Annotated in this window: 16 protein-coding genes; 12 read left to right on the forward strand and 4 right to left on the reverse strand. The window is 44.5% G+C overall.

Annotated elements, in window-relative coordinates; translation table 11 throughout:
- Positions 1-149: 149 nt before the first annotated feature.
- Complete coding sequence (locus KO533_RS14670) at positions 150-917, reverse strand: hypothetical protein (RefSeq protein WP_219254857.1); 768 nt, start codon at positions 915-917, stop codon at positions 150-152.
- 1,332 nt (positions 918-2,249) lie between these two features.
- Here KO533_RS14670 and KO533_RS14675 point away from each other — a divergent pair.
- From KO533_RS14675 to KO533_RS14725, 11 genes are all read left to right on the forward strand, one after another.
- Positions 2,250-2,606, forward strand: coding sequence for a hypothetical protein (locus KO533_RS14675; RefSeq protein ID WP_101095840.1), 357 nt, complete (start codon positions 2,250-2,252; stop codon positions 2,604-2,606).
- Positions 2,593-4,569 (forward strand): type IV secretion system DNA-binding domain-containing protein, encoded by a 1,977-nt coding sequence (locus tag KO533_RS14680; protein WP_219254859.1) that lies wholly within the window; start codon positions 2,593-2,595, stop codon positions 4,567-4,569. Before KO533_RS14675 ends, KO533_RS14680 begins: the two co-directional genes overlap by 14 nt.
- A complete protein-coding gene (gene mobF / locus KO533_RS14685) occupies positions 4,566-7,676 on the forward strand; it encodes a MobF family relaxase (protein ID WP_219254861.1) in 3,111 nt (1,036 codons plus the stop codon). The genes KO533_RS14680 and mobF overlap by 4 nt, the downstream gene beginning before the upstream one ends.
- A 159-nt stretch (positions 7,677-7,835) precedes the next feature.
- Positions 7,836-9,299, forward strand: a complete 1,464-nt coding sequence (locus KO533_RS14690) for a hypothetical protein (protein ID WP_219254863.1) — start codon at positions 7,836-7,838, stop codon at positions 9,297-9,299.
- 146 nt (positions 9,300-9,445) lie between these two features.
- On the forward strand, positions 9,446-9,655 hold the full coding sequence (locus KO533_RS14695) for a hypothetical protein (RefSeq protein ID WP_219254864.1): 210 nt from the start codon (positions 9,446-9,448) through the stop codon (positions 9,653-9,655).
- Positions 9,656-9,891: 236 nt separating this feature from the next.
- Positions 9,892-10,704, forward strand: coding sequence for a hypothetical protein (locus tag KO533_RS14700; RefSeq protein WP_219254866.1), 813 nt, complete (start codon positions 9,892-9,894; stop codon positions 10,702-10,704).
- Between the two features lie 31 nt (positions 10,705-10,735).
- Positions 10,736-11,122, forward strand: coding sequence for a hypothetical protein (locus KO533_RS14705; RefSeq protein ID WP_219254868.1), 387 nt, complete (start codon positions 10,736-10,738; stop codon positions 11,120-11,122).
- Positions 11,123-11,590: 468 nt separating this feature from the next.
- Positions 11,591-11,950, forward strand: coding sequence for a hypothetical protein (locus tag KO533_RS14710; protein WP_219254870.1), 360 nt, complete (start codon positions 11,591-11,593; stop codon positions 11,948-11,950).
- 328 nt (positions 11,951-12,278) lie between these two features.
- On the forward strand, positions 12,279-14,219 hold the full coding sequence (locus KO533_RS14715; RefSeq protein ID WP_219254871.1) for an ABC-three component system protein: 1,941 nt from the start codon (positions 12,279-12,281) through the stop codon (positions 14,217-14,219).
- A complete protein-coding gene (locus KO533_RS14720) occupies positions 14,216-14,812 on the forward strand; it encodes an ABC-three component system middle component 1 (RefSeq protein ID WP_198573641.1) in 597 nt (198 codons plus the stop codon). Before KO533_RS14715 ends, KO533_RS14720 begins: the two co-directional genes overlap by 4 nt.
- A complete protein-coding gene (locus KO533_RS14725; RefSeq protein WP_219254873.1) occupies positions 14,812-17,790 on the forward strand; it encodes an AAA family ATPase in 2,979 nt (992 codons plus the stop codon). Before KO533_RS14720 ends, KO533_RS14725 begins: the two co-directional genes overlap by 1 nt.
- A 254-nt stretch (positions 17,791-18,044) precedes the next feature.
- On the opposite strand, the gene KO533_RS14730 is transcribed toward KO533_RS14725, so the two are convergent.
- The 3 genes from KO533_RS14730 to KO533_RS14740 are packed head-to-tail and all read right to left on the reverse strand — an operon-like array spanning position 18,045 to position 19,949.
- Positions 18,045-18,404, reverse strand: coding sequence for a hypothetical protein (locus KO533_RS14730; protein ID WP_198573639.1), 360 nt, complete (start codon positions 18,402-18,404; stop codon positions 18,045-18,047).
- 2 nt (positions 18,405-18,406) lie between these two features.
- Positions 18,407-19,573 carry a hypothetical protein gene (locus tag KO533_RS14735; protein ID WP_198573638.1) on the reverse strand — a complete coding sequence of 389 codons (1,167 nt, stop codon included), beginning with the start codon at positions 19,571-19,573 and terminating at the stop codon, positions 18,407-18,409.
- Positions 19,563-19,949 carry a hypothetical protein gene (locus KO533_RS14740; RefSeq protein ID WP_198573637.1) on the reverse strand — a complete coding sequence of 129 codons (387 nt, stop codon included), beginning with the start codon at positions 19,947-19,949 and terminating at the stop codon, positions 19,563-19,565. Before KO533_RS14740 ends, KO533_RS14735 begins: the two co-directional genes overlap by 11 nt.
- Before the next feature lie 691 nt (positions 19,950-20,640).
- On the opposite strand from KO533_RS14740, the gene KO533_RS14745 reads away from it, so the two are divergent.
- Complete coding sequence (locus KO533_RS14745) at positions 20,641-20,934, forward strand: hypothetical protein (protein ID WP_198573636.1); 294 nt, start codon at positions 20,641-20,643, stop codon at positions 20,932-20,934.
- The last annotated feature ends 123 nt before the right edge of the window (positions 20,935-21,057 follow it).

The following is a 21,057-nucleotide window of genomic DNA, read 5'->3' on the forward strand; positions in this document are numbered from 1 at the left end:
CATGTCTGCATAAAAGTCTCTTTCAAAATACGACCTTGATACCTTCAAATTCTCAATCCGCTATTTGCATAATAAAGTGTCAACAACCAGCATCGGGCTTGTTCAACACTGGGATAAGGTCGCGGCTACGCGCGGCCTATCCTTATTTGTTATGCTCTTTTTCCGATCTGCCTTGATGTATTAAGGAAGGTTTTTTCCCCTCCATAGTAAAGAGCTGATGCGGATTCTTTTTGTTGTTTGTCAAAAGCCCCAAGCGGGAGTTCCTCTCGATCTCCCTCGCTTACCTTATAAATTACAAAGCCCAGAAAGTCTTGTATGAATTCATGAGTTTTTTGGGTGTAGAAATTCGTGTATAGATCTGTATACACAATTGGTCGCTCATTCACGAAGAAACCAAAATCATCTTTAATCCTTTCGTTAAGATTTAGATCATAGGCTTGAAATGCAAAATGCTCTTCAAGAATAAAACACTTAACGCTAAAGCCGCCATGCGCAATTCTGTTTCTTACAGCATTGATGGGAGTTAACCATTTTATGTCAACCTCACTCCCTGTCTTGGTTTTGTATTCCGTAAAAACATCTTCCAAGTGTGCGTGCTTGCTTTTTTTTGCCGGCCTTTCAGGATTGCAGAGCTTGAAATATACCTGGTATAAAATATCGAATATGGTGTCTATTTTTAAGAAGAAATATTCTATAGAGTTTGTGTTGAATGTTAGGAGATCTAAAGTTCCGTTATTTTTATTTTCTAGGTAATCGCTCTGTATCTGTACGATGTTAACTGTACAGCCGTAAAGCTTCTGAAAGTTTGCCAGCAAGTTCTTGATCATCCAGTCCAACTCCTTGTCGTCGCATTTTTCGACTGGGAGCCTCCAAGTGAATTCGTTGACCGGATTGATTAGTGTGTTTTCTTTAAACATATTTTCGATGGGTACCATGTAATTTCGCGAAGCCTAACATTTTATTCGTGCGCATGCGTGTTTACCTCGTTAGACCAGTGAAAACGCGCACGGTTAACTATCTGTATGCAAAGAACTTATCAGCTTTCTGCCAAATACACCATCTGGAAAAACGCGCATGCGCGTTTTCCAAACCTATTAACTAAAAGTCAGCTACTATAGTCACCTGATTTTATAGAGTTTTATTTTTTGCAGATGGAGTTAATGCGCACTGATTTTGTCTGAAAATCATACCAAAACACCTAAATTTAAATACGACTGTATACCCATACATTGTTAGTCGATTTCTGGTAAGGCAAAACATAGGTAAATACATAAGAATTTTTATGGCAACAGGAGTGGGAATTTTCGATTGAGCTAACGAACTGAAAGAATGAATGGGGCTAAAGCGTGTTTTCGATAAGATGTTTACCATCATTTCTCCCAAATGAACTTGCAGAGGAAAAGTGACGAACTGAATGATGTACTGCCTTACATTGAATCCCGATATCTGTGACCTGAAGATTAAATCTATCTACCCTTAGGCTTGTGTGCATTCCTTAAGCCCAATCTATTGTTTTTTGAACCCTAAAAACCAACCTGCATTCGTTGTTTATCTCAAAAGTCACTGAAACACTACCAATAGGTGGCTTTTCGGTGACTTTGGAGGGGGGAGGCTGTCTGAACTCTAGTTAATGCAACCGAAACACCATCAATAGGTCGCTTTTTGGTGACGACCAAGGAGAGTTGTGGCTGTTCTACATCAGAAAGCCATCAACAGGTGGCTTTTGGGTGAGACCTGCCTATTTTTACCCAGTTTCTGATTTGTCCAAATTGGGCAGTTTGGCGTGCTGGGATTTGCACATCTAAAGGCCAGAATCTCTCCTGAAATTCATCAATCAGGAGATAACGAATGAAACTTCATCCTCGGCAGTGCCAGCATTGTTCTGGCGCTTCAATTCTCGGAATTCTTGAGACTGCATCGGATTCAAAGTCGGTAGAGCAAGCTATCACATCGATCGCCAATAGCCTGATGTTTAGGGCAAGGAAATACCATGAGTATGAGACACGAATATTGGCAATTTCTTTCCTGCGAATGGTTGACACAATTCACCCCGCTCTATCGAGCGGGGGCCCCATCTCACAGCAAGAAAACTCCGAGCTTTGCCCGGATTTTTCTCCACACCCCACTCACCGCGAGTGGTCTGTCTCATCCGGCGCAGTAGCGCCTTCTGAGGGGACTCCCTGTACCTCTGTACACACGGAGTTGCAAGGGAGTTGCACACAAGAGAATCAGGGATAAGGGGGACTACAATGGGAGTTTCTAAGGCGTATCGCGTACAAATATATCCACCTAGACAAGTACATATTTTGTTGAAGGAATTAGCTAAAGAATCGGGGCAAACGGTTAGTAAAACGGCGGTGTCTTTGATCGAACAGGCGTTAAATAATGACTCAACATTGAGCGAAATCAGAAATGTACAAGTGGATCAGAAGGAGATTTATCAGCAGCTAATTAACCTGCTGTCGATCAACGTGGCAACCACAGATTTTCTGCTCAAAAAGACCTGCTCTGAGGATGAAATGGCTGAGGCTAAACAGGTCATTTCAGCGCGCACAAATGCTCTGCGTTCTCACTTTATTGGAGGGGACGATAATGGCAACGATTAGAAAAGGTCGAGTCGGTGACTTTGTTCGTGGTGCGGACACATGGCTTCATAGCCAGCAGATGTTGTTATTCAGCGGAATTTGGATCTTTCTGCCTGGTGTTTTGTTGGCGATTGTCGGTGGCCTGTTATACCTCTGGATAGACGCCGATAAATGTGTCTTGCAAAACGCTAGTACATATCTTTGGGCACAATTGAAGGCACTAGTACAACCATTTTCAAGCGTGACTATAGGAACCTGTGTTGCCCTAGATGGGCGCGACTCTCTGCCATCCTCTGTGGTGATAAATGAACCACTATTCCAGGAAGCTGCTGTTAATCTTCTCAAATCCTTTGGATGGGCTTTCATTTCGCTCTTTATACTGTACTTGCCTATTGGTGTTTATCTTGTTGTTAAGGCAGTTAAAAGAGGTAATGAGATTAAAGAAGACAAATATATTCGAGGGGCGAAATTTGTTTCATCCGAAAAATTGAAAGGAGAAATCGTAGAAAAGCATGGTGTCTCTGATTTAACCCTTGGAGATTTCCCCTTACCTACAGGATTTTCAAAAAAGCACACCTTGATTAGTGGCACAACAGGTGCCGGTAAATCTACAGCACTAACTCACTTGCTTAAAGCTATTCGTGCTCGTGGAGACCGGGCTGTGGTGTATGACAAGAAGGGTGAATTCGTAGAAATGTTCTATCGGGACGGAGTAGATCACATACTCAATCCGGCAGATAGTCGATCACATCAGTGGACTCCATGGGAAGAAATGGTCTCTCCATTTGATGCAGACTGGATAGCTGAAACACTTTTACCTAGTTCTAATAGTAACAGTGGTCCAGAGAAGTTTTTTACATCGGCTGCCAGAGCAGTTGTTTCTGCCGCACTTCAGAATTTATATCTAGACGGACCGAAGTCATTGCTTTCACTTCTTCGGGCGACAGCGTGGAATGACCTTGAGTTACTCAAAGAACTGGTTGCAGGCACTCCAGCAGCGACATATTTCAATGAAGATAACGAGCGAACTCTCGAAAGTATTCGTTCAACAATCGTAGATGGTGTTCGTCCACTTCGCCTGTTGAAAGAAGATAATAAAAAGGGATTCTTCTCTATAAGAGATTGGATAGCAGAAGGCGATGAACCTGATGCCGACGATAGTTGGTTGTTCTTACCAGTACGGGAAGCTGAAATAGAGATACAGAAACCTCTTATCTCGACCTGGATACAAGCTGCGGCCAAAGGGTTGATGGCGCGTGGGGTTAATAACGAGCGGACTCTTTGGATAGTTGTCGATGAGCTACCAAGTCTCAAAAAAATCCCCGCTCTTTCAATGCTAATGGCCGAAGGTCGAAGCTTTGGAGCGGCGGTTGTTTTGGGTATTCAGGAAATAAATCAACTTGAGGAAGAGTTTGGAAAAAACACCTCTAAAACCATACTTGGCTTGTGCTCCACGCAGCTTCATTTCCGGTTGAATAATGCCGACACTGCGGAATGGGTCTCCAAAGTATTTGGTGAAGCTGAGCGTGAGGAAGTTGATGAAGACTTAAACTACTCCGCCGATGACATTCGAGATGGAGTTCGGGTCAGTTCTAAACGTCAAAACCGAAAAATTGTGCTTCCCAGTGAAATCATGGATCTGCCTGACTTGTCTTGCTTTGCCAAAATTTGGGGTGTGGAGAGTAAAGCCCGTATTGATATTCCTTTCTTGAGGCTTCCGAAGATCGCTGACGGTTTTATTCAAGGTGATGAGAATGAGACTGTTGGTATGCGTCTGCTCAATGCCGCACGGGCCTTGAAAATGGAAGCTGATACTAACTTTGTTCCGAAAGAACTTTCCAATACGCAGGGTACAGATGAGTCTAAAGGGCAAGTGCCAAGCCCAAGTGATATAGAACAGGAAGTACATTCGGTGTTGGGAACGGTTGGAATGGATGATGATTTGGTATTTGGTCTGCTTGGAAAAGGAGACAAAAAATCATGATGTCTGCATCTTCTATTAGAAGTGCTGGAGCTGCCGGTCACTACTTTGAGCATGATGACTACTATGTGGACGGGCTATCTCCTTCAGCATGGATAGGTTCTGGAGCTGAGGCCCTTAGCCTTGCTGGTGAAGTGGAGCGGGAAACCTTTAAATCACTTTTGGAGGGACGGCTCCCAGACGGCCGACTGGTCGGCACTTTCCGGGATGGCGAGTGGAAACACCAACCAGGGATCGACCTCACTTTTTCAGCACCCAAGAGTGTTTCTATCTTGGCAGAAGTTGCAGGTGATAAGCGGCTTCTCGAAGCCCATGACCGAGCAGTCCGAGCAGTTCTTCAACATATAGAGAACGAATATATCGTCACAAGGAACCGCAATCGTACCGAGAACACCTTGGAATACGAGAAGACAGGTTCAATGGTCGCAGCAACTTTCAAACATACAACCAGTCGTGCTCTTGATCCTCAGCTTCACACACACTGCGTGGTAATGAACTTAACACAGCGAAATGACGGCCAGTGGCGCTCAATGGAGAATAAACCAATCTTCATTGACCAAAAGCACCTTGGTCTGGTCTACCGTCAATTTCTCGCTCAAGAAGTTGGCTCACTGGGCTTTCGACTAGAGCACCAGGGTAAAGATGGGACCTGGGAGATTGCTGGGGTAAGTAAAGAGACTGTGCGTGAACTGTCGAAACGATCAGAGGCAATCGGAGATGCGCTGGAGGCTAGGGGAAAGACTCGTGAGACGGCCACGGCTAGGGAAAAGGAGACCGCCACGCTCGACACGCGGGATCGAAAGGTTGCCGCTGAGCGAGGTGAGCTTCTGAATCGCTGGCATGCCGAATTGGGCGAAGAGAAGCTGGCAGAATTGGAAGGGGCCATTGCTCAGTCTCGGGAAAACATCCCATCCCTGGATCTGCAATCCGAGGCGATTTTGGCGCGGGTTCAATTAGCCAACGAAGCCGTCATGTGGGCGACTGAGCACCTTGGAGAGCGTGATACATCTTGGACCCACCACGATCTAGTCAAAGAGGCTAGCCGTTATGCCGGATCGCGAGTACTACTTTCTGATGTTAAGAATACGATTGATGCTGCAATTGGCAGTGGTCAGCTCATAGATAAGTCGGTTAGAACCTTTGATAAGGTCAGCAAGCAAGAGATTGATGTGCGGGGATATACGTCGAAAGCGGCCATCGCCATCGAGGATGAGGTACTCAAGGAGGAATACCTTGGCCGCGACCGAGTTCAGGCATTATGCAGCCGGGAACAGGCGGCTGCGGCCATTTCCAATGCTGAGGAGAAGGCCAACGAATTTGGATATGAGTGGAACGCTGACCAAAGGAAAGCCACCCAGGGCATTCTGAGCTCCGAGAATCGGATCGTTGGAGTGCAAGGATTGGCCGGTACGGCTAAAACCAACTCCGTGCTCAGTACTGTTGCTGAAACAGCACGAGATATGGGATACGAAGTAAGAGGCCTTACTCCAACTAACTCGGCTGCTCAAAGTCTATCTGAGGGGGCGAATATTCCCTCAAGTACAATCCAAAGTTTTCTGGGGCAAAATCGCAATGAATGGGTAGAAGAAAAACGATTGCTCGCCCAAATCGAAAGAATAGACAGGCGGCTGGAACGGATCACGAAGGCCCTTGAAAACCCCGAAGTAGACCTAAAAACTGGTGCTCAGATCTCTGAAACCGCTCCCATTTACCAAAAGCGACTCGATGAACTTTGTTACGAACAAACAGAGTTAAAAAGTCAGCGGGAGGAGTTAGCTAAGGGAATACAACGGTCCCCTCAACTTTGGGTTGTTGATGAAGCATCAATGATCGGTACAAAACTGATGCGCGATCTACTTCAAAGAGCTAGCCAGGTAGGTGCTAGGGTTGTGTTGACTGGCGACGTCCGTCAGCTTGCTTCCGTAGAGGCTGGTGCTGCCTTTCGTCAGCTTCAGGCTCATGGAATGGAAACATATCGACTAGAAGAAATCGTTCGGCAGACGAACCGAGGCACAAGGGATGCTGTATACCTCTCCCTAATGAAAATGGCCTCTAATGCTCTCTGTCGATTACAGGAGAGTGGCAGCACGATAAAAGAATTGGTCACTCGTAAGAAAAGTGGAAAAATTGACCACGAGAAAAGTGGGGAAGCCCGCAGACAAGAGCTTGTGAAGGACTACATGGCACTCAGGCCGCAGGAGCGAGCCAACAGCATCATCCTCGAACCAAGTCGTGATGGCCGCCGTCGCACAAATGAGTTGGTTCGTGAGGCCTTAAAAAAAGAAGGAGCTTTGGGCGAAGAGCTCCGAATTAACCAGCTATCACCAGTCGATGCAACTGAAGCTGAAAGGCGTATGGTGACGTCATATCAAAATGGGCACATCGTCCGGTTTGCGCGTAGCTTCAAACGTGAGGGCATCAAGCAGGGCCTCTATTATCAGGTCGTTGGTCGAGAGAATCACGATCTCTTACTGAAGAAGTTGGGGGGTAATGAACAGGCTGAGCTGATTCGATTCCCTCCTGAACACTATGCGGCCAAGAACATCCAGTTGTTCAATCTAACTGAAAGTGGCTTGGCCGTTGGTGAGAAGATCGTGTGGCGTGATAATGATAAGCCGTCTGGGCGATTGAACAATGACACGGCCACAGTTGAGAAGATAGAAGGCTCGAATGTAACCTTCAGACTTTCCAATGGTAAAACCTGTGAGTTTGATATGTCCAAAATGGCTAATTCTCATTGGGATCATGGGTACGCTATGACTGTGCATGCTGCGCAGGGAAAAACTGCACAGAACGTGTTTGTTCACGCTGAAACCAACCGAGAGGCATTATTGAACACCGAGCAGTTCTACGTGCAGATATCGAGAGCAAAGGACCGCGTATATCTTTATACCGATTCAAAAGAAGGACTTGTCCGAGCAGTGGAGCAGCGCTCAGGTCAAAAACAGACGGCTAAGGAAAGCTGTTATCAGTCGCTGGAACCGCTTGATCACTTGATTGATAAGCTATGGCAACATCCAGAGTCAGGACGCTCGTTAGAGCAATCAGCGGATAGGGTTCAAGAACGGGATAAATCGAGAGGCGATATACAGCACAGTCTAACAAGATAATAGCTGTCTATTGTCCAAATTGGGCAGTTTGGCGTACTGGCTAAACTGCCCTTTTATTTGAAAATGAAATGGATATGAAACCAAAAGGGAGATCTCAAAGTGAAAGTTCTTGTTACGTCAATATTTATAGTGGCATCTCTGGCGGGTTGCTCCGCGACTATGCCAAATATCACCGGCAACACTCAGCCAAATATGCCATCTCAAAAAGTAGAAAAAGTGGAACCAGACATTCAGGCCGCGATAGCCGATATGAAACTCGTTGGATTCAAACAGGAAGACTTTGGTAGCAAGGACGCATTCAACTCGGCGGCTGAGATGGTGGCAAACTTAGGTGCGGAATGGCAAACCTTCAACTCGTGGATAGCGGAGCTGCTAGGTCAAGAGAATCAAAGGCAAGCCTTGGAGCGCATTCGCACTGCCAACGATAAGCGACGCCAAGAACAAAGGCGATGGAGCTTCTCAAGCCTAGATAGCAGTTCCGATAAAGCTAATATGGCTATGAAATATGGATTCCATGATTGCTTCGATGACTCTAGCCAGTTGCTCTCAGTTGACGATTTTATCAGCCGGTATGCGCGTACTAATGTTGCCTCTTTCAATGGAACGGTTGAGCTTTATGAGCGATGTTTGATCAACGGAGGCAATGAGTGTACGAAGGACGGTCAGGAACTGAGCCTGGAGAAATTCTTGGTGAACTATAATGAAGCCGCCTCGCAGGAGAAAAAGGATCAAGCCTTTAATGAATATTATGAATACTGTGCTGTGCGAACTCCAGTTTCATCTGTTCAATACACTATCTCGTCCCATGATAATGATGTGATGGGCAGCCTTATTGCGGCAGCGGCATCACGAGTTGGTTGGGATAGTGCGCTTAAAATGTCTCGTGATGTGTTAAACATGCAATCCAGATCTGGAGCAATGAATATAATAGCTGCCAACTTCTATAATTATCAACGAACTGGATACTTTGATGCGTTTGATATCAGACCTTACGCGATCGGGCGATCCAGTGTCATATCCGTAATGCACGTGGGGGGTATGTGTGCAGCGTTTGGTGCAGGTAATAGCAGCCAGCATAGTGACATCGAAATTGATGAGCTCGCTATCGCGCTGGGAGCTAAACCTCGTCAAGCGGATGGTGGTTATCACTGCTTGAAATGGACAGATGGGAACTGGAAACGTGTTGCTGATTACATTGCTGGAGAAAGCGAGGGCCTTCGCGGGTTTATGTCGGTGTATCCTCCTGCATTCAACAGCTATCAGGTGCCTTATTGGAGCTATCCCGGTCCGTACCAGCATGACTCACTTATTCAGACTCAACTCCAGAAAAAAGGAAGTGGTATTGCAAGTTACACAGAGAAAGTCACGGAGCGGGAAACCTGCTCCACATATGCGGCAGGCCATTCTGGACTAGCAACATGGTCTTATCCTGCCTGTGATTACCTAGAAAAGGCAAGCGAGTCAATGAAGGCCAAAGACAGAATGATACAAGCCACAGGTCGGTTTGATGCCTACATATGCAGCAGGTCAGAGGCTGTGAATGGCTATGGCAAACCGGATCTGTCACGTTGTCCCACAGTTTTTTCTCGCGAACAGATAGAAGCTGGCGAACACAAACGCTAGATCATCGAATTCAATTTCTCCACTCATTCGTTTAGGGGCTAAGGCCCCTTTCTTTTTGTCCAAATTGGGCACTTTGGCGTGCCATCTAATGCTTGCTCACCTGAGAAAATATTAGCTCAAAGAGAGTATAGATAAATGAGGACACTATGGCGGCAGATATTCAAGTTAACGGATTAGTACTTCCAATAAATGACGATCATATTCATCAAAGACGAGGTGTAACCGCTGCAAGAACAGAATCCGGCGAACCTCTTCACTTCACGGTATTGAAGTGTGTCGATGATTTTTTGAAGATCATGGAGTGGGGAGATCACTTCGAACCTATTGCTTCTTGGTATCAAGGGGGCACCCAATGATTATCAGTATTTTCAGAAAGATTTTCAGAAGAGAGCCCAAGCCTGATCTTTACTCTCAACTATCTAACCTTGTTACTGAAATGCGGACTTATCAGGCTGAGATCGAGCGCTTTCATGCAGATATAGAGGCGTCAGCTAGTCACTTTGAACACATTATCGAGCCCAATAATTTCATTAGCGCAGAGTGGGTTAATGGAAACCTACATGTAAAACATCGTCATTAAGAGGTAATTGGAATGAAATTGAACGAAAAAGCGAAAGTTGCGGCGCTCTATCAAGAACTTAGCAAAGCTGATGTCTCTGACCCTAACAAGTTGGTTGGGCAGCTTGAATCAGCGGCTAAGTCAATTGTGCAAAGTATGAATAGTCATCCTATTAAAGATGAGCAGATGAAAACCAGCGTTTTTGATCATGCTCACATGAATGAGCAGTATCGACAGCTATCTGAGCAGCAGATGAAAATTGTTGATTCTGTCCAGTTGCTAATAAAGCAAGTTGAAAGCATGGGGCACGAGAAACCTGCTCAAGATAACTGGCTCTCTAAAACACTTTCTAACTATCAGCGGGGATATTTAGAGAATGATATTTTTACCGAGGCCGCAGGTGCTTTGGTTTGGATGGCGGCAAAGGCTATTCAGAAAATCTTTTTTGAGTCAGACAAGACAAAGCAGCAACAATCTGCCCAGGAACTAAAAAAAGATATTGGGAAAATGACAAAAGCCCTAGGTGTTGAGTTATCACGCCTTCAATTAGAGGTCAAAACAGAACAGCGACATGGACTTATGTCTGAAGCCATCACTAATGCCAAGCAATTAGAACAAGGTGGTCAACAGAAAGAAGCCGACAGGCTGATTGTTAGCACCTATAACAAGCTATCCCAGTCCGCTAGAAAGGACTATAGCCAATATCAACCTCAACCAGAACATCATAAAGCTATAGCTCAAGCTCAAGCGAGAGAGAAAGTGCATAACTCCGCGATAGAAAACCAAAATCAACTAAGCAACGAGCCCAAAATAGATCGAGACAAAAACAAGTCTATTTCTCGTTAATTATTATTTTTAAGCAATTGAGGAAACTGAAATGAAAAAAACAATCTTGTTATTGACTACTACAACTCTGCTTTCTTTGGCCGGGTGTGCGACTAAACCAGAAATCTATAGCACCTCACTAACTATTTTTAAGATCCCTGCAAGTGGTGAGACCATTGATGTTACCTACAAGATTGAGCATGGCAAAGATTGCCTCATTACCATGGCGCTCGGCCCTCAAAGTAATGAACAGAAATACATGGCTGCTCTTGATGGAGAATCTCGACGTTGCTTGGAGGATGTAACAGGAGAGAGCCAAGTTGGATTGGCCTTGGATTTGTCTGGTGCCCGCCACAATAACCCCGTGGTAATTTATTACCAGACAGGAGTAAGCCTTTTAGAGGAACTAGTAGCGCTTAAGCCGGATGAGGCAAAATAAGAGTTACCCCAAATTTTAATTTTTTAAAAAAGGCAGGTTACATGCCTTTTTTGCTATTTATAGTGGCTTAAAATTAACCAGACCTTGGTGTATGTTCGAGTAAAAATGATTCTATATAGGTATAAGTCCGAGGATTGCCGTGCCAAAAAACTATAGCACTAAGATAAGCAAAGCATTTGCTTACAAGAACTTAAAAGGGATTTTAGTAAGGCTAAAAGTTGTCTAGTGAAATAGTGGCGATTCAAAGATTGGAATGAGCTTTACTCTTTCTACTATGAAATAGAGGAGGTCGCATTAGTTAGCAGTTTGGCTAGAGGTGGAGAGGCATTTGGTGATATAGATTTGTGTTTAAAAATAAGGCGCAGTAAACAGTTCAGTTACAGTGAGTGTAAGGACGATTATATCAAATGGAGGGAACAAGCTTTAGGGTATAAACCTCCGCCAATTGAATCGGGCGCAGAACGAGGCATGTTTGAACTAGATGTTAGTCGCTTTATTAAAAATCGTGATGGACGAATTGAAATATTGCGCTGGAACCAGTTCGAGCCAATATGCATAACCTTACAGCCATTTATAAAATTAGTAGAAAATTGCCGTGTGATCGCTACCGACGTTGAAAAATTAGAAAGGCACAGATCCACTTTTTCAGAAGAACAAGCATTGGAGATAGTGAAGAATGGTGTGCCAGAAGATCCAAGTGGAATCAAAGGTATATACTGGGAGTCCTATTGTTCCGCACTTAAGCTATATCCTGAGTTTATCAGAGACGTAATATTGGATAGGGACTCATACTGGGAAGCTTACAAGGCATATATTAACGATAATTGATAAAAACATAAGTTCTGTGGATCAGTCAGCATTCAACCTGATAAGCGGAATCATTAGAGAAGCTGTTCAGATGCAACTTGATAGACCGCAGAAAAAGAGCATTCATGATTTCGAGCTGTAATCACCTAGTTAGGCATCAGATGATATCAAAATACACCTAAGTAACGGATTTTTTAGTTTTTTATCCAAGACTGCATTATATTGCATGCCCAAGAAGACTTTTTTATGGCACTATTTGATGGTGCTGTCAGTTTAGGGGCCTTTTAAAATTCCGCTACTATCAAGTAGCAACCATTAGACAATACTTAATAAATTGTAATGTGACTGTATGCAGAAAAAACTTAGACTACTAAAAGCCGACAGATACGCTTACTTAGTTTGTGCTCAGATGATGTCGACCATGGTTGTGGCTTATCTCGAAGGGCGGTTGGCACCTAAATGGCTTGGATGTGAGCAAGGTGCTGTACCTGATTGGGATGACATTGTTCAGGAACTAAGTGATGGCTCTTTTCATCACACACAGGTCAAGCGTCAACTCACAGATTTTAGTAGTGAGAAGGCGAAACGCGCAGCTAAGGTTCCAAAAAAGAAGGTACCGGCTACGGTAACCTTGGTCACAACGCCCCCTTCGATAACGGTGCTACCGGATTTGAGTGCCTTCGATGAGTCGATCAAAGCCTTGGGAGCATGGTTTTTACATACGACAGCGCCCGATGGCAAGGAAAGAACCTTTTCTATGCTAGTTCCTGATCGACAAGTAAGAATTAAGAACGAATTTAGCATACGAAACTTCGAAGATTTTTGTGTAATGTGTAACAACAGCACTACTACTCCGGTCGGTTTGGAAGCGCACGCGCAAACAAATGTGGCTACAGCAAACATATTTGATTGGCTTACAACTTGGTGTGGCTTCACTGACTGGCCGCATATTCATAGAACTCTACGTAATTTGAAAATCGAAATTAAATCTCTCGAGCACGAGATTGAGCAGTCTTCGATGTCCCTTTTAGATAGATACTTCTCCCCTGCATCCGATGCATGGAAAATGATGTTGCAAGATCTGGAGTACAACGTCACTGATGCAGGTGCTGCAACACCTCGGCAAGTATTTACTTTGATTAGTCAATATCTTCGACCAGAGGCTGCGCTCTGGACGCAATACGCGTTGGAAGATACATCGTTTACTTGGGGCATTTCAGGTTGTGCTACGGGTCATGCGAATGGAATTGAAGAGCCAATGCAAACCGTCCCAATCTTTTGGAAAGACACCACCCAATCTGAGAAGAGATTCAAGCTTAGTGTGAAGTTCGATCAACAAAAGCTGTCGAAAGAGCCTCTTGCTCCCAGATTGATAAGGCTCGCACTTCATTTACGCGGACAGAGTCGCGCGAGCATATCCGAATTAAGTTCTTGGAACGCTGCGATTAGAGGCGCTCTAACTAATACGCTTGGAGTTACTTCGGATGATTTTTCTAATCTGCCATGGGTCGAAGCAAAGGAAACATCGTACTGTGTCGATTCTCGCCAGTTACTGCTTGTAGACACTAATCTCGAATGCGACAACTTCGACTCTGCCATGGGGAAAGTTATTTGGGAGCTCACTAAGAGCAATGTCAGTGGAGCGATTCGAGGTCTTCAGTTCGGCGATTTACAAGTTGGAGTCGATAGACTTTGGCGAACAATCTATCAGGTGCTCGATGCTGATCTCTCTAAGGCCAATGAGCTCCTAAGTCGCATGCTAAATCCTGCTAGTGAGGGGCTTGGCACGTTAGGCATTATGCGTGTTGGCCCTCGAACAGTTGATTTACTCTCATCCGGATTGATGATGTTGATGATTACTGCTGTAGCTCTTAAACGAGACGCAGATGTTGCGTCGTTGTTATCTGGTAATGATATTCGAGTTATCGCGCTAAAATACTGGGGAGGGCCTGCTTCTCCGCATCGGGTTACGAGGGCTTTAGTCGACGGTGACGATGACACTGATGTTGAAGATTTTTTAGGAAAAGAGGTTGCTAACATTATTCTAGTTTCTGAATCTCGTTCTTCTCACAGTGAATTAAATCGATTTACAATCGCTTCAGATAGATCTTCACAGGACAGCTTTGGCGCATCGAGACGTGCAATGCTTGCGGTCACAAACTCGAGGCAGTTCCAAGCAGCTGTAAGAAGCGGAACTATTAAAAAGGTGGCAGAGCTTTTAGAGCCTGAGCTCCAATTGAGAGGCCTTGCTAAAGAAGCAAATATTATGAAAACAGAGCTCACAAAATGATGAAAACTCGTAACATTGAAGCTCTAATCAAGAGTCGGACGCAAAACAGGTTTGATGTATCTGTGGACGAGTCACTTGCTGTTCTTGCAGAGCCATCACTAACTGACATTAATGCGCTGAAAGTACGGCGGACCGCAAAGCCTAATACTAGTGGCCGTACTATATTGCTGGCCGCCATCGACAAAATTGAAGACTGGAATCTTGTCGCACGGTGGACTGCTCAAGTTCGTGACATGTTGCCGGAACCAGAGACCTCGGATCTTTATCTCATTTTGCTCGCAGAGGGGTTCAGTCAACACAATCTTTCTCGCTTGGAAGCAGATGAACAATTTTGTCGCAAATATGTGGCTAGCTCTATCAATGAAATGCCGTTACTGCTCGACAGGACATTTTTGGGATCGCTATCCACTAGTGAGACTGGCGCCACAATTGTTGATCCTGTTACTGCTGCATTTCTGGCGACCCAAACTAAGCATGCTTGGCTCACGAACACTTTGCAGGATCGATGGTTAAAAACCTTCCTTAGTGATAAGACAGGTAAAGACTTGGTGCCTGACATTATCGAAAACGTTGCACCCGAGATGGACCTGTAATGGATACAATTGAACCTATCAAACTGAAATCATTAGTCCTCAACAATATTCGTCGTTTCGGTACCGATGTTGAGATTAAATTTGGGGCCGGGGCAACTATCTTGATTGCACCGAACGGTTCAGGCAAGACTGCTGTGCTAGAGGCCATTGAACTAGCGCTGACGTCCGACGTTAAGCGAGTTGCTGGTCGATGGGCCCCTCTTATTCGCGAAGGCGGAAACGAAGCTTCCGTCCAGATTGATTTTGGCGATTGGCAGCGCGAAGTGTCAGTTACAAAAGACAGAGTCAGCGTTATCAATGAGGGAAGACTAGACAAAATCTTCAATGACATATCCCCTGACGAAATTCCTTTTCTGCTGCGACTCACGCATCTACTTGACCAACGTGACACGGATTGGTTCTGCCAGCAAGGGAGTGTCGAGGCTGGTGGGCAGCTCTCAATGTTACCGCTGGGACGGCAAGCGTCTCAGATCAGCGCTACTGTGGCTCGGTTGAAGCCTGCAGTCTCTCGACGAATTAATGAATTGAGCGCTGTTATCACATCCAGGCAGCAACAGCTGGACGATTGGAATGCATTACTGAGGGTGCGCGACAGCGCCCGAACTGATTTAAGCAAGCCCTTGATTCCTCTATCAGTATTATCTGAAAGCTTGAAGCAAATAACAAATCCAACTGTTCTTCAAGAACTAAAAAGTATCGCAGCGATTCGTGAACATTGGGCAATTGCCAATACTGTCAACAGTCAGAACCTGGCTTCGATTGATACAAACCTTAACAATCTTGCAGGATTGGTTTTGGTCCCAGTAACCTACGGAGAGATTTCAGAGTCGTTGGACCGTCTTCAGAAGGAGTTACAGACGGTCAAATCGACTCAGGGTGAATATCTGGCTCAAGGAAAAGTATTGAGCGAGCTAATAGAATCTGCTGATAACAACCACCGCCAGCTAATCGCAAAATCAGCAAAGATAAGACTTGAGCTTGATCGTAGGCGAACCTATGAAAAGACAACAGTTCAACTTGCAACACAACGACAACTGAGAGATGAGTGCCTTCGTTCACGTGAGCAGAAGAAGGAAGTCTTCGAAACAGTTCAGCAAGTCTATACGACAGCACTAACAGCAGAAGATACTATTGCCATGCTGAATGCCTTGGCTGGAACTATCATGCTGAAGCGTGACGCTCTCGCAACGGCGAGGCAGTCTTACGCACACTGGAAAGATGCAGAGTCGCGGAAGCGGGTAGAGGAGCAAAAACTCAGGACCGTTAGCGCTAAAATTGACACGCTGGGTGAGAAACTTCGTAATGCAGTTGCAGAAGTGGAAAGCGCTAATGCGGTGCATCAATCTGCAACGTCGGTGGTGTCAGCCTATCAAGATGCTGTCGGAGCAATTCGTGCTGCGGTTTCAACTGTTGCTGAGAAACTGCCGGTTGGAACTGATACCTGCCCTGTTTGTTTGGAAGCACATGGCGAACAGAAGTTACGTAATAGAATTTCGACCGCTCTTCAGGCAATCGACCCCCGTCTTATCGAAGCAACGGCTGTTCTTCGTTTGGCGGCTGAAAAATTAGAAACGGCGCAAAAGGCACAGCAGGAAACAAAAACTGAACTCAACGAAGCCCAAACGACTCAGGTTCGCTTGAATGAAACGATTGCCAGCATTAATTCGGAAGTTAAGACAGCCCGGGCAAACAGCCTTCTTATTGGGTTTGAGCTAGAAGAAGCGCGAGGTCGACTTGATGCTTTACAAAAGGAAGTAGACGACGAAGGCGCAGAGCTTGATACCAAACGTGCTACACAAGAGCCGCCGGTTAGTGTCGATATTATGACTCAGCTGACTACAAGTTTTAACTCCGCAAAAAGGGATTTGGCGGAATGTGAAGAAACTTTGAAGCGAATGGAAGAAGAAATTAAAGACACTATCGCTGCACTGAATACACTTGACCCGCTGGTAGTCAAGGACGCCACTTTTGAACAGGTCGAGCAAACTTTAAAGTCCCTTGACGAGGAAATACGATTGAGTGCTGCAGGGATTGAAGAAGTTCAAACCAAGAAATCTGCTACAGCCAGAGCGCTTCTTGACATCGATGCTACGATAACTCGAATTAAACAGCAGGTTGATTTAGACCAAGGTCGCCTCGAGGCACAACGGACCCAGTGGGTATCTGTTACGGGGATGCTTATACCCCCGTCGAGTGAACAGTTGGAAACCGCTAAAGAAAAGGTGCTGCAGGATAAAGCCAGAGCTGAGGCTGCACGCTCAAAGCTCAGCGATATTGAGATGGAGCTCAACCGTATCGCTCAGGCTAACTCTTTAGTGTCCGCACAGCAGGAAGTTGATGCGGCAAGAGGCGAGAACTCTGAAGATGTTCATGCTCGGATTTTGATGGAGGCGTTAAAGAAACCTCAGGAAGAGCATGCACTGGCTAGTCAACGCAAAAATGCACTGGATGAATTTCACGCGCATTTGACCAGCGGTATAGAAATAATACGAGACAAAATTTCAGACGTTGTCCCATACTGGCAGGCAATATTGCGACGTATTGTTCAAGAGCCCCGTTTCTCTGGAACAAACTTGAATTACTACAAAAGCCGCACAAAGGACCATGCCTCAATTCAAGTATCTCTTGGTAATGAGCTTGTTGGAGTAGCTGATATAGCAAGTCAGGCTCAAATGACAGACTTACAATTGTCGTTTATGCTCTCGATGGCCACAGTCCATCAATGGTCACCTTGGAAAGCATTACTACTAGATGACCCCACTCAGCATCATGACCTGGTTCACGCCTCTTCGGTATTCGACGTTTTGCGTGACTTCATTTCTGAGCTTAACTTCCAAGTAGTTTTAACCACACACGATGCCCAACAAGCGCGCTTCTTGATGCGGAAGTTGAACAATGATGGCATCGATGTAAGACTCTGGAAATTAGAACCTTCTGAAAATGGAATGACAGCTAAACAAATAGGTGGTATCCAATAGATACAGATATAAAACCTCCAAAAATAAAGAGCATATTGGAAAAATGAGAGAATTTTTGTTGTGCTATTCTACTTAAGATGCAAATGCAGACCATCAATTTGACAATGCTATTATGTCTGCTAATGGCACAAATTTATTCAGCTCAAGCTCTGACATTGCCGTGTAAACTAGCAAAAGTCATGCTCTGGATTGTAATCAAATAATAGCTACATTCAGTTTATATCCTTAGATGAATGTGGCTTGCAACTGATTGGCTATCTTTTTTGTTCGGCTTCCTTTAAAGCTTTTCGCATTTCAGCTAGGTCAGCTTCAAGGCTATTCATTGATTGGCTATCAGATGCTTCCAACTGAGAGCGAAGTTTTTTGAGCTGCTTGATTCGCTCATCACGTTCAGCATCCTCAACCGAAAGAGCTGCTTTGTCATGCTCATTGAACTGGTCAAATTCAGTCCATGCTTTAGAAAAATCACGCTGAAATTCTTCTGAACGGATTTGTTGTTGAACTTCATGTGTTTTCTGTTGGATAAGAACTTCCTGTCTGCCGGATAAGGTAAAATAGATGATAATCGCTGTGATTGGACTGGCAATGATGATGCCATAAAGTACAGATTTCATTGTTAGTTACCTCCTTTGATGCCTGGCTGAGATACTGTAAAACTTGCTTCTGTTGAGTTGCTGAGGTTGGATGCTTCTTCTGTTTGTAAGCGCTCTGACGTTCTCATTGACAGGTTTCGTGATTTAGATGAACGGTTGTCTGTGCTTGCATATTGAGCGTCAGACGTTGATGCCTCTTTTGAGTTTGCTCTATTAGTCGATACTGAAAAGAGCGTGTCCTGGCTTTGTGACGTTTCCATCTCCCAGGTCTCACCAAATAGAGAGTTTCCTTTCCCAAACAGAGTGAACTCACCAATTGATGCCGAGATGTTTTTTGGATCAACAGAAAATGAGCCGCAGGACCACTCGTATTTTCCTTCATAGCGATAACCGCGACTTGTAGGTATTACACAGTTCTGCCCAAATTGCCTTTCCACAATCTTTTTGGCTTTATCTGGCAGGTCATTTCTCACCAATTGTTTGCCCATCGCGTTTGCTAGGGCTAATTTGATGCCAGAAATATTATTTCCGTTGAGTGGAATCCCATTGGATATATCTTCAAGAGTCGCTTCGGCAACAAGTCCGTAAAGTGCCCAACACATGCCATCTTCAACGAGTCTGTCTGATGGAATCCTAATAAACGATGGCATACCTGTGGTCGCCCAATTGAAGTTTGCTTGGTGCAACTCAACTTGGCACTGCCCTATAGTTTTTTCTTTGTTCCACGCCATGCAAGCCTGAACGCTGGTAACCAGGGGCTTAGGTTCTAGATCTGGAAATTGTGGAGCTTTGGGTTTTGTAATGAGCGCACAATGTTTGAGTACATTTGCCGTTCGCCCTTTCGCAGAATGACCTTTCTCTATGTATGTAAACAGTTCATTGAGCATTGCAAGAGGCGCTGTTTTAACCGCCACACGGTTAGTTATTTGATTCTGACGCCGAGATGATGTTTCGTCCGAATCACGTACCGAGGTTGAAGTGGTATCCCGTGTTTCCTCACCATTGCGTTGTTCTTCGCCCTTTTGTCGTTGTAATTCCATGCTGGTTTCATCGTTGATTGCTGTTTCTTTCTGTGTACGTTTTTCTTGCGTTGATTTCTGCCCTACGGTTGCGCTCTCCTGAGCAAGTAAGTTACTAGAGTAAGCAACCAACGTAAAAGCAACCACACCCAATAAATGCTTACTTCTCATGATGAAAGGCCTCCTTTAGTACTTCGATTTGCTGAATACTTTTAATGCTAGGCTCTATTAACCAGGCATATCTGTACCTATCGATACTTTTACAGAGAGCAACGATATATTGGTCTGTATCCGGAAGGCCTAATGTTAAATCTTCAATCTCTGCGGCCATGAAAGCGGATAAGTCATCAAGCGCAGCTTTGCTTAGAAATTCAGCTAATTCCTGTGCATCTTTTCTGTTTTTGCACAGCAAAACCTCCGGCCAGAGCAAGTCACCATCTGGCCCCCGATTGCCGGGTTGAGCGGGCGGATCTAACCTGACTACCCAAAGCTCTTGTTGTTCATGTGCCGCAGCAGGTGTTAGCACTTCAATACCATTTAGCTTCATAAAAACCTCTTAGCGTTGTTGATTGCAGAGTTATTTTGCTGCGGTAATACACTAAACATGGCACGTCAAACTGCCCGTTTTGGACAAATACCTTATATCTAGAGTTAGATGTGAATATCCCGAGTGAGATTAGGTCGGTGCAGTTTTGAATTGGTATGTTAATGGTTTTTAATAATTTTTTAGGTAGCGTTACATGTCACGAATATTAAGTGTGACATGTAACGCAACTACTCAAGCATATATGGGAACGTTGCACGCTTAAGTTTTGAGCATATTGGTTTGCTGCACGATTACTGTTTAAACATATGGGACGGTTGCACGATAGGAACTGCCAAAGCCCAATTTTTGGTGTTTAGTGAACAAAATGAAGGCTTAATTGCTCGTATGCAGTCTGTTTTATTGGGCTGGAGGGGGCATGTGGGGCCGTTGCACGGTTAACTAGAAGGTATATGGGAGTGTTGTACAGTTAGCCTAAACGGAGGATTTTTAATGCTTATACGTCAAAATAGAATGAGGCTACGTGTAGGCGAAGAAAATTATACCCCAAAACGTTCTATGAACGTGAAATTAGACTCACACAACATATCAAGCTTGACCAAATTTAAGTAATGTTACAGAGTATTTAAAAAATAAGGCGTTACAAGTTTTTTAGGCCTACCCTCTTAGTATTAGGCGTCAGCCAAGGAATTATATGAAGGAAAGTATTTCTATTGCTAGAGATAGCCTTAATTCAGTTTTAGACAACTTTCGTTCGAAAGGTAAAATTGAAGTAAGTACAATTGAAATTATTGAGGCATACATGGGAGGATTTCACCAAAATCGTGGGATAACTCCTTCAACGTCATGGAATGCCCAGTTTGGTAAATATCTAAAATCCAATTCAACAGCTCTTAACATTGAAGAATCATCTTCAAAACAAAAGATCACTGTTAATGGTAGCCAAACAACAACTTCGTTCTGGCGCCTAATAGCCTCAAATGTATAATGGGCATGAATTAGCATCCAAACCTGTTGACTAAATTTTGCTCAATTTCTTGTTTCGTATGACTGAACTAGCTCTGGTTGGTACTGGCCTGTTGACTTAATTTTAGTAATTCTACAAAGTGTC

It is taken from the genome of Shewanella sp. NKUCC05_KAH (assembly GCF_019345585.1).
In the GTDB taxonomy this organism is placed as follows: Bacteria; Pseudomonadota; Gammaproteobacteria; order Enterobacterales; family Shewanellaceae; genus Shewanella; species Shewanella oncorhynchi.

What these genes read in the sequence shown, in the direction of transcription:
- KO533_RS14670 (WP_219254857.1), bottom strand. Translation starts at nt 917, where the DNA reads ATGTTTAAAGAAAACACACTAATCAATCCGGTCAACGAATTCACTTGG.
- KO533_RS14675 (WP_101095840.1), top strand. Translation starts at nt 2,250, where the DNA reads ATGGGAGTTTCTAAGGCGTATCGCGTACAAATATATCCACCTAGACAA.
- KO533_RS14680 (WP_219254859.1), top strand. Translation starts at nt 2,593, where the DNA reads ATGGCAACGATTAGAAAAGGTCGAGTCGGTGACTTTGTTCGTGGTGCG.
- mobF (WP_219254861.1), top strand. Translation starts at nt 4,566, where the DNA reads ATGATGTCTGCATCTTCTATTAGAAGTGCTGGAGCTGCCGGTCACTAC.
- KO533_RS14690 (WP_219254863.1), top strand. Translation starts at nt 7,836, where the DNA reads ATGCCAAATATCACCGGCAACACTCAGCCAAATATGCCATCTCAAAAA.
- KO533_RS14695 (WP_219254864.1), top strand. Translation starts at nt 9,446, where the DNA reads ATGGCGGCAGATATTCAAGTTAACGGATTAGTACTTCCAATAAATGAC.
- KO533_RS14700 (WP_219254866.1), top strand. Translation starts at nt 9,892, where the DNA reads ATGAAATTGAACGAAAAAGCGAAAGTTGCGGCGCTCTATCAAGAACTT.
- KO533_RS14705 (WP_219254868.1), top strand. Translation starts at nt 10,736, where the DNA reads ATGAAAAAAACAATCTTGTTATTGACTACTACAACTCTGCTTTCTTTG.
- KO533_RS14710 (WP_219254870.1), top strand. Translation starts at nt 11,591, where the DNA reads ATGTTTGAACTAGATGTTAGTCGCTTTATTAAAAATCGTGATGGACGA.
- KO533_RS14715 (WP_219254871.1), top strand. Translation starts at nt 12,279, where the DNA reads ATGCAGAAAAAACTTAGACTACTAAAAGCCGACAGATACGCTTACTTA.
- KO533_RS14720 (WP_198573641.1), top strand. Translation starts at nt 14,216, where the DNA reads ATGATGAAAACTCGTAACATTGAAGCTCTAATCAAGAGTCGGACGCAA.
- KO533_RS14725 (WP_219254873.1), top strand. Translation starts at nt 14,812, where the DNA reads ATGGATACAATTGAACCTATCAAACTGAAATCATTAGTCCTCAACAAT.
- KO533_RS14730 (WP_198573639.1), bottom strand. Translation starts at nt 18,404, where the DNA reads ATGAAATCTGTACTTTATGGCATCATCATTGCCAGTCCAATCACAGCG.
- KO533_RS14735 (WP_198573638.1), bottom strand. Translation starts at nt 19,573, where the DNA reads ATGAGAAGTAAGCATTTATTGGGTGTGGTTGCTTTTACGTTGGTTGCT.
- KO533_RS14740 (WP_198573637.1), bottom strand. Translation starts at nt 19,949, where the DNA reads ATGAAGCTAAATGGTATTGAAGTGCTAACACCTGCTGCGGCACATGAA.
- KO533_RS14745 (WP_198573636.1), top strand. Translation starts at nt 20,641, where the DNA reads ATGAAGGAAAGTATTTCTATTGCTAGAGATAGCCTTAATTCAGTTTTA.